Annotated in this window: 4 protein-coding genes and 1 pseudogene; 2 read left to right on the forward strand and 3 right to left on the reverse strand. The window is 63.0% G+C overall.

The features are described 5' to 3' along the window. The first annotated feature begins 89 nt into the window (after positions 1-89). Positions 90-764 (forward strand): histidine phosphatase family protein, encoded by a 675-nt coding sequence (locus RHM58_RS31560; protein WP_322269129.1) that lies wholly within the window; start codon positions 90-92, stop codon positions 762-764. 92 nt (positions 765-856) lie between these two features. Continuing rightward, the gene (locus RHM58_RS31565) at positions 857-1,912 is read left to right on the forward strand and encodes a permease (protein ID WP_201256189.1); all 1,056 of its coding nucleotides are present in this window, start codon (positions 857-859) and stop codon (positions 1,910-1,912) included. 137 nt (positions 1,913-2,049) lie between these two features. On the opposite strand, the gene mnmH is transcribed toward RHM58_RS31565, so the two are convergent. From mnmH to RHM58_RS31580, 3 genes and pseudogenes are all read right to left on the reverse strand, one after another. Continuing rightward, complete coding sequence (gene mnmH / locus RHM58_RS31570) at positions 2,050-3,153, reverse strand: tRNA 2-selenouridine(34) synthase MnmH (protein ID WP_322269130.1); 1,104 nt, start codon at positions 3,151-3,153, stop codon at positions 2,050-2,052. After that, complete coding sequence (selD, locus tag RHM58_RS31575) at positions 3,153-4,187, reverse strand: selenide, water dikinase SelD (protein WP_322269131.1); 1,035 nt, start codon at positions 4,185-4,187, stop codon at positions 3,153-3,155. The genes mnmH and selD overlap by 1 nt, the downstream gene beginning before the upstream one ends. 256 nt (positions 4,188-4,443) lie before the next feature. After that, positions 4,444-14,993, reverse strand: a pseudogene (locus RHM58_RS31580) (autotransporter-associated beta strand repeat-containing protein). Between the last annotated feature and the right edge of the window lie 205 nt (positions 14,994-15,198).

Below are 15,198 nucleotides of genomic sequence, written 5' to 3' on the forward strand. Positions count from 1 at the left end.
GCAACGACATGGAAAACACCCGACGCTGGGAGCTCACGGTGTAAAGGTTTGTCAGCCTTAATCGAATGCGCTGAAGATCACTTTACTGAATGAAGACCCTTTTGAAATTCGCCCAACGCTTCAAGCATCGCGCGTTTATCGTTCTGCCCTCGTTGTTGGCAGCGAGCGCGCTGTTCCTGTCGCTGGAGTCCAGCGAAAGCCGCGCCCAGCCGGCCGACGGTACCCAGACGCTGGTGTTCCTGCGCCACGCGGAAAAACCCGCAGGCGGCCTGGGTCAGCTAAATTGCCAGGGATTGAACCGTGCGATCAAGCTGTCCACCCTACTGCCAGAGAAATTCGGCAAGGCCAACTACGTGTTTGCTGCTAACCCGACGCGCAATGTCGAGGAAGGCGAACTCGATAACTCCTACAGTTACATCCGACCACTGATGACCATCAGCCCCAGCGCGATCAAGCTCGGGTTGCCGGTGAACATCAACTTCTCGGCCAACGACACCAGCGATCTGGCGGATGAGTTGGTCCACGACAAGTACCACAACGCGATCATCTACACCGCCTGGTCCCACGGCTACCTGCCCGAACTGATCAACAAGGTCGCCAGCGAAGCCGTCGGCAAGAAACAGAACATCACCGAAGACTGGGCGTCCAGCGACTACGACTCGCTGTACGTGCTGACCCTGACCTGGCACAACGGCAAGGCCAGCCTGGAAAGCCACGTCTACAAACAAGGGCTGGATAACGGCTCGCAGAACTGTCCGACATAAGAGGTCGCTACGTCCCACGCACTGTCGGGACCACGTTGACTAAGGGGCTGGGCTATCATTGCCAGCATCTCCCCATTGTCCGGAACCTCGCCATGTCACTCTCAACCGTAGCAGTCCCCGCCCGGGGCTGGTCGTTCTGGTGGAAACCCGCCCTGTTCCTGCTGGTCGCCTGTGTCGGCCTCTACTACGTCAAGTGGTCGCCGTACTACCTCAAGGCCTTCGTCGCCGCTGACAACCACAGCATCGGCGCCTCGATCATCAACGACCAACTGTCCGATCCTCTGACCGCCGCCCTGGCCTACGCCAAGGTGTATTTCCTGGCGATCTGGAAAGCCGCGGTGCTGGCGGTCATTCTCGGTTCCCTGCTGCAAGTGCTGATTCCGCGAGACTGGCTGCTGCGCCTGTTCGGCCGCGCCGGTTTCGCCTCGACCCTGCGCGGCGGCCTGTTCGCCCTGCCGGGCATGATGTGCTCGTGCTGCGCCGCCCCGGTGGCTGCCGGCATGCGTCGGCAGAACGTATCAGTCGGTGCGGCGCTGGCGTTCTGGATCGGCAACCCGGTGCTCAACCCCGCCACGCTGGTGTTCATGGGCTTCGTGCTCGGTTGGGGTTTCACGGCGTTGCGGCTGGTAGCGGGCATCGTACTGGTGTTCGGGGTGTCGATGGTGGCGCAGCGTATCGCCGGCCCGGAGACCTTGCCTGAAGCGGCGGTCGAGGCAGTAGTCGAAGCACGCGAGACCGACGCGCAACCGTTCCTGACCCGTTGGGGCAAGACGATCTGGCAATTGTTCTGGAGCACCATCCCTGTCTACATCCTGGCGGTGCTGGTACTGGGTGCGGTGCGGGTCTGGGTGTTTCCGCACATCGATGGCGCCATGGCCAACAGCCTGCTGTGGCTGGTGCCGCTGGCGATCATCGGTACGCTGTTCGTGATTCCGACCGCTGCAGAAATCCCGATCGTACAAACCATGATGACCCTGGGCATGGGCACCGCCCCGGCGGTCGCGCTGCTGATGACGCTGCCGAGCATCAGCCTGCCGTCGCTGCTGATGCTGCGCAAGGATTTCAACGCTCGGGTGCTGGTGAGCGTGGCGCTGATGACCATGCTGATTGGTGTGATCAGCGGGTTGGTCGGGGCTGCATTGCTTTAATAGATTTGGCGCCTGTATAGACGCCTTCGCGAGCAAGCCCGCTCCCACAGTAGATCTTCATTGGACACAAATTTTGTGTACGGCGCAGATCCAATGTGGGAGCGGGCTTGCTCGCGAAGAGGCCGGCAATAACAATATCAAACCTGCGAAATACTGCGTTCGCGAAGGTACTCCAACACCGCCCCCCGCTCCCCGGCAAACTCGATCCGCGCACCTTTCTTCTCGCGCTGAAACGCATACATCGGGTCGTAGTACTCGCTCAGCAATCCTTCGATCCAGCCACGGTGCAAGTCCACCGCACCGCTGCTTGCCTGCTCGGCCAGTGCGTCTTCCATCAACAACAGCATCCGTCGATGGCGTTCACCGCCCAAGCGCTTCTGCACGTTATTCAAACTTTCCAGCAAACGCTCGGAAAACAGCGCAAAGCCTTCCTCGCCATGTACGCCGATAAATTCGGCACACAGGTCCACTACGTAATCACGCAAGATCCGCTCAACGCGCCCCTCTAGGCTGTCTTCGAGCCAGACCATCGGAAACTGCTGCATGCCCTGAAACAACGGCAGCGGCAAGGCACAACTGCCGACCGCCCGGCTCTCGTCTTCCAGCACGAATTGCTCGATACCCCGTGCGCGCTTCTTCAGCACGTCCACGGCCAGACGGTTTTCAAAGTCGATGTTGGAGGGTTGGCCGGTGGCACGTTTGCCGAAGCTTGAACCCCGGTGATTGGCGTAGCCTTCCAGGTCCAGCCCGTTGTTCAACTGCGTCAGCACCTCGGTTTTGCCGGTGCCAGTCATGCCACCCAGCAGAACGAAATCGCATTGGGCGACGGCTTGATCAACAGTGTCGAGCAAGAAGGTGCGCATCGCCTTATAGCCACCGCCGACCCGCGGATAGTCGATGCCCGCCTCGTCCTTGAGCCACTGCTGAACGATCTGCGAGCGCAAGCCGCCGCGAAAACAATACAAATAACCATCCGGATGAGCTCGGGCAAACTCGGCCCAGGCCTGGATGCGCTCGGCCTTGATCTGGCCAGACACCAACTGATGCCCCAGCGTAATAGCCGCTTGCTGGCCATGCTGTTTGTAACAGGTGCCGATCCGTTGCCGCTCTTGGTCGTTCATCAGCGGCAAATTGACCACGCCGGGGAACGAACCCTTGAGGAATTCGACCGGCGCACGGGCATCCATCATCGGCCGGCCGTTGAGGAAAATGTCGCGGTAGTCGGTGAAGTCGATAGACATCAAAACACCTCGACCGCGTTGGTCTGTCGCTCAACCAGTTCACCGATCGGCTCAAGGCTCAGGCCCAGTTCGGCGGCGACCGCGAGGAATTGATCGTTGCCCTCCGGCGTGACCGCAATCAGCAGCCCACCGCTGGTTTGAGGATCACACAGCACGCGTTTGTGCAGTTCCTGCAAGCGCCCGAGTTTGCTGGCGTAGCTGTCGAAGTTGCGCAACGTGCCACCCGGCACACAGCCCTGTTCGAGGTAATACTCGACACCGGCCAGACGCGGCACACGGTCGTATTCGATGCGGGCGGTGAGTTGGCTGCCGTCAGCCATCTCCACCAAGTGCCCCAACAAACCGAAACCGGTGACGTCGGTCATCGCGGTCACGCCGTCGAGTTTGCCGAAGCGGCTGCCGGGTTTGTTCAGGGTGCACATCCAGTCACGGGCCAGGCCGATGTCGGCGTGGCGCAACTTGCCCTTCTTCTCGGCGGTGGTGAGGATGCCGATGCCCAACGGTTTTGTGAGGTACAACAGGCACCCGGCGGTGGCGGTGTCGTTGCGTTTCATGTGGCGCTTTTGCACCAGCCCGGTGACGGCCAGACCGAAGATCGGCTCCGGGGCGTCGATGGAATGCCCGCCGGCCAGTGGAATGCCTGCCTCGTCGCAAATCGAACGCCCGCCGCGAATCACTTCACGGGCGATTTCCGGGGCCAGCACGTTGACCGGCCAACCGAGGATCGCAATCGCCATCAACGGATCGCCGCCCATGGCGTAGATCTCGGTGATGGCATTGGTGGCGGCGATGCGGCCGAAGTCGAACGGATCATCGACGATCGGCATAAAGAAGTCAGTGGTCGAGACCACACCACGCTCGTCGTCGATGGCATACACCGCCGCGTCATCGCGCGAGGCGTTGCCGACCCAGAGCTTGGGATCGAGGTTCTGCGCGCCGCTGCCGGCCAGAATCACCTCCAGAACCTGCGGGGAGATTTTGCAACCGCATCCTGCGCCGTGGCTGTATTGGGTCAGACGAATCGGCTCGCTCATGGGGTGCACCTTGTGGGATCAATGGGGCCGATTCTAGCAGAGCGCGGGTTGTGCTGTGGCGAGGGGGCTTGCCCCCGTTGGGTTGCGAAGCGACCCTAAAACCGGCAACCACATTTCTTCTGATACACCGCACGCACCGGTTTTACGACTGCTGCGCAGCCGAACGGGGCGAGCCCCCTCGCCACAACGGCGGTCTTTGATCTTTTGATGTGCAAAAAAACCGCCCTTTCGGGCGGCTAAAGTGCTTCGACCCTATTTAGAAGGTGAGGCTGTAGCTGATGGTCATTGCGTTGTCGCTGTTGTCGCTCGACAGTTGCCCCGAGTAACCAATCCCCAGCTTGCCGGTCGGCGTGATCTGGAAGTCGACGCCCGCTTCAAGCAGTGCGCTGTCCTTGGCAATCGGCACGCCTTGGGTTTTGAACGAGGCGCCGCCGTCGATGAAGGTCAGGTCGGCGTCTGGCTTGGTGTCGCCGTAGGCATGGCGCCAGCCGAGGGCGGCACGCGGGGTCAATTGCGAGCCGTTGGCCAAGGTCAGCAGTTTGCCGACGCGCACACCGAGGGTGGAGAACGTGATGTCCTGGCTGGAATTAGCCTGCAACCGCCCTACCCCGCCTTTTTCCTTGCCGGTGTCACTGTCGTAATTGACGTAGGACAAACCGGCGAACGGCTCGACCGCGAGACCGCCCGCATCAATGGCGTAACCCACTTCGCCGAAGACCTGGGCGCTGCGAGCGTTGTAATGCGCCTTCAACCGATCGTTGTAGGTGCCGACGTTGACGTTGCGTTCGGTTTCGATGTCGTGCCAGCTGTAAGCGGCACCCAGGCGCACGGCCAAGGCGTCGAATTGCGAGTTGAGGTACGCCGCCAGGTGGTAGCTGTCGACCGTGGCATCGGAGTTGCGGTCATTGGCATCCAGGCTGCTGCGGGTGTAACCGGCGGCCATCCCGGCGCGCCATTGATCATCGATTTGCTTGTCGGTGCCGAGCATGAAGCCGCTGAGTTTACGATCCAGCTTGGCGCTGTTGCTGTCGCCATCCATTTCACCCCAGGTACCGAGTGCACGCATCCAGCCCACCATTTCACCGTGGCAACCGCCGCTGGTCAGACGATTGTCGCTGGGCGCCAGGGCGCGGCGAGGATCGTCAAGCCCACTGCAGGACGGTTGGCGCATACGGTCGTTGACCGCGTCCCGGATGTAGCGCGAGTCCTCGAGAATCGCACTGGCGGTACTGGCGTGAATTTCCCCGGACAAGCTGTCGAAGGCTGCACGAGCACCGGCCGCAGAGAGGTTGACGATCTGGTTCTGCAACGCTGCGCCGGCCGGGCCATTATTGGACAAGGCCGAGGCCGTGCCACGCTGGTTGCCGGTAGCCGCGACGTCGGCGAAGGACGTCTGGTTGCGGCTCACGGCCAGGTCGACCTCATTGGCGCGGTACACCAGCGACGAGTCGAGGAACACGGTCTCCGGCAGATTTGCGGCACTGAACGTACCGTTGACGCCACCGCCCGCCGTGATCAGCGCATACGTCGTGTTGCCGGTAAATGGCGCGAGGTTGTTGACTTGCACGCTACCGGCCAGGGTGGCGGTGCCGCCCACGACCAACGGCGTGACGGTCGCAGAGTTCACGGTCAGTGCCAGCAGGCCATCCGGGGCGTTGGTCAGGTTGCCCGCTACACGCGGGTTGTCCCCGTTCGCGCCAGAGATCACGACACCATGGTTGACCACCGAACCGACACTGCCGTTACCGCTCAAGGCCGCGCCATTGGATACGGTAATCTGTCCGCCGAAGTTCGTCGGTGCATCACCGACCTGCAACAGGCCTTGCTCCACTTCAACGGTGCCACTGAACGGCTGAACGCCATCGATGAGCAGCGTCCCTGCGCCCTGTTTGACCAAATCACCCGTGCCGCTGAGTACGCCGTTGAAACGTCCGCTGGTGTCCTGCGCAAACAGCAGGCGGGCGTTGTTCAAGATACGCCCTTGCAGGCTGGTGGTGTTACCCACCAGCGTACCGCCGCTGACGGTGGTGCCGCCGCTGTAGGTGTTGGCACCGCTCAATACCAGCGTGCCGGAATCGAGTTTTTCAATGCCACCGGTACCAACCAACGGCGCCGAGATTTCCGTGGTGACGCCCGAGTTGATCCGTACCGCAGCCAGGCTGCCATCGGCCGCGTTGACCGGCGTCAGGCTGCCGCCCGTGCCCGGAACCAGACTGTAACCGTTGTCCAGGACCTGCAACCCGGTGAAGCCCTGATTGCCGACCACGGTCACGGTTCCGCCCTGCCCGCCAAATACGGCGAACTGATGGGTCGAATCCTGGCTCGCGGTGCCGCTCGCATCAGTCCAGTTAGTGCTCGGCCCCCAGATGCCGCTGCCGCCGCTAATCGTGCCGTCGGCGTTGGTTTTACTACCATTCCAGAACTGCACTGAACCCGGAGCACCTTGCACCAACAGATTGATCTGATTAGCCAGCGCGGTTTGCAGGGTCAGGCTCGATGGCAACACCCCGCCCGGCAACGTGCCGAAGGTCAGGCCATTGTCAGTCAGGCTGCCGCCGTAGCGGAACAGTTGATAGACGCCTGTACCGAAGACGCCGGCATTGCTGACGTTCAGCGTGCCGTCGAGGGTCAGGTTGCCCGCAACGTTGACCACGTTGGTCGAACTGGTGGCCGAGCCGAGGCTGAAGTCCAGGTTGCTGCCCGAAGACAACGCCAGGGAACCGACCGACAACGGCGTGGTAGTACCGCCGCCGACCAGGGTCGCACCGCTGGCCAGTTGCACTGCGCCGCCGATTTGGCCGCTGCCACCGATTTTCGCCCCGCTGGCCACGTTCACGTTGGCACTGTTGAGGGTGCCGTTGACCAGCAACGAGCCGGCCTGAACGTTGGTGTTGCCGGTGAGGCCGTTGGTGCCGGTGAGCAGCAAATCGCCGGTGCCGTTTTTGGTCAATGTACCGGTGCCGGTAAGGTTGCCGGTGTAGCTGCCGTTGCTGGTTTGCTCGAAGGTCAGCGCGGCGTTGTTGAGGATCGCGCCTTGCAGGCTGCTGGTGTTACCGCTGGTGCTGCCACCGTTGAGAGTGGTGCCGCCGCTGTAGGTATTGGCGCCACTGAGCAGCAGCGCACCATTGCCGTTTTTCACCAGACTGCCGGTGCCCGCGATCACGCCGCTGAGGGTGGTGTTCTGGGTGCCGGCCAGGGTCAACTGCCCGGTCAGATTGATCGCGTTCGCCAATTGCAGAGCAGCTGCGCTGTCCAGTTGCGCGCTACCACCGACGCCGAGCGCGCCGGTGCCTACAGCGCTGTTGTTGCCAAGAACCAACGAACCGGCGTTCAACTGCGTGCCACCTGCGTAGGTGTTGCTGCCGTTAAGGGTCAGGCTTGAGGCACCGTTTTTGATCAGGCTGCCGGTGCCGCTGACGACGCCGCCGAGGGTCAGCGCGTTGCTGCCCGCGACACTCAGCCCGCCATTCAGCACCACTGCGTTAGCGAGGCTGACGCTGGTGTTGCTGTCCAGCGCGGTGCCATTGGCCGCGGTCAATACACCGCTGCCCAACGCGCCATTGTTGCCCACGACCAGTTTGCCGCCGTTCAGCGCCGTGCCGCCGGTATAGCCATTGGCCGCGTTGAGCACCAGGGTGCCGGTGTCGTATTTGCCGAGAGTGCCGGCGCCATTGAGGGCTACGCCAAGGGTCGCGGTGGCGTTCGGATCGACCCGAACGGTCGCATTGCCCAAGCTGCCATTGACCAGTGTCAGTACGCCCGCCGTGCCATTGGCCAGGGTGTAGCCGTCGGTGACGAATTGCATGCCGGTGATGGCTTGCGTGCCGTTGACGGTGACGGTACCTGCCGTCCCCTGGAACACCGCGAAGCTGTTGGCCCAGGCCTGATTGAAGGTGCCGTTGACATTGGTCCAGTTGGTGGTGCCACTGCCCCAGGTGCCACTGCCGCCATTGACCGCGCCGTTGCCGACCAGTTGCGCACCGTCCCAGAACTGCACGGTGACGTTCGGTGCGCTGACCAGCAGGTTGACCTGGTTGCCCACGGCAGTCTGCACTTGCAGATCACCCGGCGTTACGCTGCCCGGCACGCTACCGACCAACAGACCGTTGTCGGTCAGGCTGCCGGTGTAGTTGATGATGCGATACACACCGCTGCCAAAACCGCCGATGTCGCTGACGTTCAAGTTGCCGTCGAGGGTCAGGTTGCCGCCGACATTGATCAGCGCATTGCCGCCACCAGACACCGGCACACCGAGCCCGACGTCGAGGTTGGAGTTACCACTCAAGGCCAGCGAACCCACCGATAAGGTGCTGCCGGTGGCCAGTGCAACGTGACCACTATCGGCGACATTGACTGCACCGCTGAGGCTACCACTGCCGGCGAGGGTCCCGCCGTTATTGACCGCGACGTTGGCACTGGCCAGCGAGCCGCTGACATTCAAGGTGCCGCCGTTGATGCTGGTGTCACCGGTCAGGGTGTTGCTGCCAGTCAGGTTGAAAGTGCCGCTGCCGAGTTTGTCCAGCAGACCGCTACCGCTGAGGACACCGTCAAAGGTGCTGCTGGCATTGTTGCCGCCGATGCTCAGCGTGTTGCCGGCACCGACCAGCGCCGTGCCGCTGCCCGTCAGGCTGGCGAGGCTACCGGATGCACCCAGATTGAGCTGGGTCGCTGCTCCCAGATTGACCCCGGCGTTGTTGCCCAAGGCCCCGGCACTGAGGGTGCTCAGGCTGCCGCCCAGCACATTGAAGGTGCCGCTGAAGGTGTTGTTGCCGCTGAGGGACAGGTCCGCCGCGCCATTTTTGTTCAGGGTTCCAGCCCCGGCAACGACGCCGGCCAGGGTCAGGTTATTGCTGCCAGCCACGTTCAACGCCGCATTGACGTTGACGTTGTTGGCCAGGCTGAGCGGCGAGCTGCTGTCCAGTGTCGAAGCACCGGCGACGGTCAACGCGCCAGTGCCCAGCGCCGCGGCGTTGCCGAGGGTCAGGGTGCCGGCATTCAGGGTGGTGTCACCCTGCAAGGTGTTGACACCGTTGAGGGTCAGGTTGGCCGCGCCATTTTTGCTCAGGCCGCCCGCGCCGCTGATCACACCGCCGAGGGTCAGGTCATTGCTGCCGCCCACCGCGACGGTGGCGTTCAGGCCAATGTTATTGGCCAGGCTCAGCGCCGTGTTGTTGTCCAGTGTCGAAGCCCCGGCAACCGTCAGGTTACCGAGACCCAGGCCTGAGGCATTGCCGACGGTCAGGGTCCCGGCGTTCAAGGTAACGCCGCCAAGGAAACCATTGGCACCATTGAGGGTCAGGTTGGCCGCACCGTTTTTGCTCAGGCTGCCAGCGCCGTTGACGGCGCCGCCGAGGGTCAGGTCAGCGGTGCCACCGATGCCGAGGTTACCGGCCAGGTTCACCACATTGTTGACGGTCACCGCAGACGCGGCGTCCAGGGTGGTGCCGTTGGCGGCATTCAGCGCGCCAGTGCCGAGCGCCGAGTTGGAGGCCAGAATCAAGCCGCCGGCATTCAACGCGACCGGGCCGAGGAAGCTATTGTTGCCACCGAGGGTCAGGTTGGCCGCGCCAGCCTTGATCAAACCGCCCGCACCACCGATTGCCCCGTTGAGGGTCAGTGCATTGGAACCGCCGACATTCAGGTTACCGGCCAGACTGACCGCATTGCCAAGGGTGACGGCAGTGTTGCTGTCCAGGGTGGTGCCCGAGGCTGCCGTCAGCAGACCAGTGCCCAGCGCCGTGTTGTTGCCGAGCACAAGCGTGCCGCCATTGAGCAGCGTGCCGCCGGTGTAACTATTGGCGCCGTTGAGTACCAGGGTGCCGCTGTCGAGTTTGGCCAGGGTGCCGCTGCCGTCGATGCCGACGCCAATGGTCGCGGTGGAACCCGGATCGACCCGGATCGCCGTGTTGCCGCCCGTGCCGTTAACCGCGGTCAATTGCCCAGCGCTGCCGGCCACGACGTTGTAGCCATCGGTGACGAATTGCAGCCCGGTGAACAGTTGCGCGCCAGCCACCGTGACCGTACCCGCCGTGCCCTGGAACACACCGAAGTCACCGGCCCAGGGTTGATTGAGCGTGCCGTTGACCGAGGTCCAGTTGGTGCCGCCCGCCGTCCAGGTGCCAGTGCCGCCATCCACCACGCCGTTGGCGATTGTCTGGCTACCGTCCCAGAAGCGGATATTGGCATTAGGTGCCGACACCAACACGTTGACCTGATTGCCCACCGAGGTTTGCACGACCAGATCGCCGAGGCCGAAACCGACGGGCACACTGGCCACGTTCAGGCCCAGGTCCGTCAGGCTGCCGGTGTAGTTGATCAAGCGATAAACGCCGACGCCGAAGCCGCCGGCATCGCTGACATTCAGGTTACCGTCGAGGGTCAGGTTGCCGCCGACGTTCAGCAGTGAGTTGGTGGAGGGCGCGCCGAGGGCGACGTCCATGTTGGCGCCGCTGCCCATGACCAGCGAGCCGGCAGACAAGGTGTTGCCGCTGCTCAGGCCCAGGTGACCGCCGTTGGCCACGCTTAATGCGCCCAGCACCGAACCGGTGCCGGTCAGGGTCGCGCCACTGCCGACGTCAACGTTGGAACTGCCCAGCGAGCCGCTGAGGTTCAGGGTGCCGCCGTTGACCAACGTGTCACCGGTGATGCCATTGATACCGGTGAGGTTGAGGGTGCCGGTGCCGACTTTGGTCAAGCCACCACCGCCGCTCAGGCCACCGTCGAAGGTGCTGGTGGTACTGACGCCCCCACCGACAAGGTGCTGCCCGTGCCGATCAGCACACCACCGCTGCCGCTGAGGCCCGCGATGCTGGCATCGCTGCCCAGATTAAGGCTGGCGCCGGCGCTGATGTTCGCGCCGGAGGTGTTGCCCAATGCCCCGGTGCTGGCGGTAGTGACGCTGCCGGAAAGGATGTTCAAGGGACCGGTAAAGGTGTTGTTGCCGCCGAGGGTCAAGTCGGCCAGGCCGTTTTTGTTCAGCGCACCGGCACCACCGATCACGCCGTTCAGGGTCAGATTGTTGTTGCCCGCCACGCTCAAGTCCGCGTTCAGCGTCAGGGCGTTGGCCAAGGTGAAAGCGGCGCTGTTGTCGAGGGTTGAGGTGCCCGCCACGGTCAGTGCGCCAGTGCCGAGCGCCGCCGCATTGCCCAGAGTCAGGGTGCCGGCGTCCAGGGTCGTGCCGCCCTGGTAGGTGTTGACACCATTGAGGGTCAGGTTGGCCGCACCGTTTTTGATCAGTTGGTTGGTGCCGCTGACCACGCCACCGAGGGTCAAGTCTTGAGTACCGCCGACGGTCAAGTTGGCGTTCAGGGTAATGTCGTTGGCCAGCGTCACGGCAGCGTTGCTGTCCAGGGTCGCCGCACCGCCCACCGTCAAACTGCCAGTGCCGAGGGCCGAGTTACTGCCGACAGTCAGCGTACCGGCATTCAGCGTGGCGCCGTCGACGAAGGTGTTGGCGCCGTTGAGCGTCAGGTTGGCCGTGCCGTTTTTCACCAGATTGCCGTTGCCGCTGATCGCACCGCCCAGGGTCAGGTCCGCCGTACCGCCGATGGTCAGCGGGCCGGTCATGCTCACTTGGTTGTTCAGGCTGACGGCCGTGTTGGCGTCAAGGCTGGTGTTGGCCGCCGTGGTCAAGACACCGCTGCCCAAAGCATTGTTGGCACCGACAATAATCTTGCCGGCGTTGAGCGTGGTGCCACCCTGATAGTTGTTGGTGCCGTTGAGGGTCAAGTCGGCCGCGCCGTTCTTGATCAGGCTGCCGGCGCCACCGACGTTGCCGCCCAGAGTCAGCGCGTTGCTGCCGGAGACGGTCACGCTGCCGCCGAGGTTGACAGCGTTGGCCAGCGTGACGGCGGTGTTGGCATCCAGTGTGGTGCCATTGGACGCGTCCAATGCGCCAGTGCCCAGCGCGGTGTTGGAACCGATAATCAGCGTCCCGGCGTTCAGCGCCGTGATGCCTTGATAGGTGTTGTTGCCGTTGATGGTCAGGACCGAGGGGCCGGTCTTGATCAGGCCACCCGCACCGCTAATCAGCCCGTTGAGGGTCAGCGGATTGGCCCCGCCAGCGCTGAGGTTCGCGTTGAGGTTGATCGCATTGCTCAGGGTCACCGCGCCCGTGCTGTTGAGGCTGCTGGCGCCGGCCACGGTCAGCGCGCCGGTGCCCAGCGCCGCGCTGTTGCCGATGACCAGGCCACCGGCATTGAGGGTGGTGCCGCCCTGGAAGGTATTGACGCCATTAAGGGTCAGGTCGGCCGCGCCGTTCTTGATCAATTGGTTGGTGCCGCTGACCACGCCGTCGAGGGTCAGGGCGTTACTGCCACCGATGCTCAGGTCGGCGTTCACAGCAATGTCATTGGCGATGGCGACGCCGGTGCTGCTGTCCAGCGTAGAGGCACCGGCCACGGTCAACGCGCCGCTGCTCAAAGCGTTCGCGCTGCCGACAGTCAGGCCACCCGCGTTCAACGTGGTGCCACCGAGGAAGGTGTTGGCGCCATTGAGAATCAGGTTGGCCGCGCCGTTTTTGGTCAGGCCGCCGCTGCCGCCCACCACGCCGCCGAGGGTCAGGTCGGCAGTGCCGCCGATATTCAGGTTGCCGGTGGCGTTCACTGCATTGATCAGGGTCACCCCGGTGCTGGCATCCAGCGTGGTGCCGTCAGCCGTGTTCAACGTGCCGCCAACGCCAAGCGCGGTGTTGGAGCCGACAATCAGCGAGCCTGCGTTGAGCGAGGTGTTGCCGGTGTAGGTGTTGACACCGCCGAGGGTCAGCGCCGCCGTACCGTTCTTGATGATCCCGGCGGCGCCGTTGATCACGCCCGTCAGGCCAAGTGCCTGGGTGCCGCCAATGGTCAAATCGGCAGCCATAAACACCGAGTTGTTCAGGGTCACGGCCGTGGTGGCATCCAGGGTGGTGCTGGCTGCGGTATTCAGCGCGCCAGTGCCCAGCGCATTGTTGTTGCCCACCAGCAGCGTGCCAGCATTGAGCGTGGTTGGCCCGCTCTGGCTGTTGTTACCGGTCACCGTCAGGGTCGACGCGCCGTTCTTGGTGATCCCGCCCACACCCGATATCGCCCCGGCAAGGGTCAGGTTATTGGTGCCGACGTTAGTCAGGTTGGCGTTGAGGATTACAGCGTTGTTCAGGGTGACATTGGTGCTGCTATCGAGGTTTGCGCCGCCATTGACGTTCATGACGCCCGTGCCCAGCGCATTGCTGTTGCCCAGCACCAGGGTGCCGGTATTCAGGTTGATGGGGCCACTGAAGGCGGTGTTGTTGCCGTTGATAGTCAGAGTGCCGCTGCCGCTCTTGCTGAGCCCGCCCGCACCGTTGATCACGCCGCCCAGGGTTAGGGAGCCGGCGCCGGTGGCGGTCATGGCGCCGTTAATGGTGATGAGGTTGTTCAGGTTGATCGTGCCCGGCGCAGACAGCGACGCCGACCCGGCGAACGTCACGCTGCCGCTGCTGAAGGCCTGGTTATTGAGTACCTGAACAGAGCCACCATTGATGGTGGTGTTGCCGGTGTAGGTGTTGGTGCCACTGATACTCAACTGCCCGGTGCCGGCCTTGGTCAAACCGCCCGTTCCGGAAATCACCCCGCCCAGGGTCATACCGTTGCTGCCCTGAACGGTGAGGCCACCGCTGCCCAGGGTGACCAGGTTATTGAGGGTCAAACCGGCGTTGCTGGCCTGGATCGTCCCGCCATTGGAGGTCAGCACCCCGGTGCCAAACGACTGGGCGTTGTTGAACGACGCGACGCCACCGTTGAGGGTGGCGCTGCCGCTGACGAGCGGACCTTGCAGGACCCAGGTGCCGCTGTTGACCGTCAGGTTATTGAAGTTGACGTAGTTGGCGCTGGACGCCGTGCCGGCGCCGCTGGTGCCACCGCCGACACCGATGGTGTTTTGCAGGATCAACGAGTTGTTGCCCCCGGCCCCGCCATCGATTTGCCCGGTGGGTGCGAAGGTCAGGTTAACGCCGATCAATCCGCCGAGGCTGAGCCCCGCGCCGCCACCGTTGGTGATGGTCGAACCGGTGACCGCGGTAAAGGTGTTGTTGCTGGCGACGCCCATCGACACGCCGCCGCTGATGGCCCCGGTGTTGATGAAGGTGTTGCCGGTGGACGAGGTTTCGAACGCTACTCGCCCGGTTAACGTGCCATTGTTGACCATGTTGATCTGCGATCCGCCCTGCACGGCCACGATCGGCGTGTCGGCGGCGAACAGCGTCAGGTTCAGCAACGCGGTGGAGCCGAGGGTGCCGTTGTTGGTGATGTTGGTGACGCCGCCAGCGCCGTTGACCACGTCCATCGCCATGCCGGCGATAGTCGTCAGGTTCACGCCCAGCAAGTCGCCGGTGCCGCGCATGATCCCGGTCAACGTGTTGTTGATATTCACTGTCGAGGCGCTGCCGTTGCCTATCATCAAGGCGGTACCCAGACCAGTCACCGCCCCCAGCAAAGCCGGGTCGATCGTCCCGGAGTTGTTGAAGGTGAGGTTGTTACCGGTGAGGTTGAGCGACTGTCCGCCCAGCGTCGCGTTCATCTGCGCGCCCGAGTTGACGTTGACCGTCAGGTTGTTCACCGCACTGGCAAATGTGTTGAGGAACAGCGGCAACGACGGCACACCGGTACAGGTCACCGTGGCGCCCGCTGTCGGGCTGGCCGGCGAACAGGCCGCCAACGCTTGTGGGCTGACGAGGCCGACAACCGCACCGACGATAGCGAGACGAACAGCGTGAGAAAGAGGGGAAACACGCAAAATCGGGGCGATAACGGAGCTCAAGTCCACGGGCAATTCCTTTACGTGGTTAACCATTCTTCCTTGAAGGGCGTGCTACAGCGGCCACCCTGGCCGTGAATCCAACGACACGCGAATCAAGACTGCGACGGTGTAAAAAACCGTTTCATTCCCGACACAAGCTAGTCGACGCACAGCGATGGGGCACATCTCTACGCGGGTTAATTAGCATTAATACTTTGGTGCACGAGTTCATTGTGGGAGCGGGCTTGCTCGCGAATGC

Origin of the sequence: Pseudomonas sp. 10S4 (genome assembly GCF_034344865.1) — a bacterium.
Classification (GTDB): domain Bacteria; phylum Pseudomonadota; class Gammaproteobacteria; order Pseudomonadales; family Pseudomonadaceae; genus Aquipseudomonas.

Coding starts and splice junctions, on each gene's coding strand:
- mnmH (WP_322269130.1), bottom strand. CDS start 3,153: ATGTCTATCGACTTCACCGACTACCGCGACATTTTCCTCAACGGCCGG.
- RHM58_RS31565 (WP_201256189.1), top strand. CDS start 857: ATGTCACTCTCAACCGTAGCAGTCCCCGCCCGGGGCTGGTCGTTCTGG.
- RHM58_RS31560 (WP_322269129.1), top strand. CDS start 90: ATGAAGACCCTTTTGAAATTCGCCCAACGCTTCAAGCATCGCGCGTTT.
- selD (WP_322269131.1), bottom strand. CDS start 4,187: ATGAGCGAGCCGATTCGTCTGACCCAATACAGCCACGGCGCAGGATGC.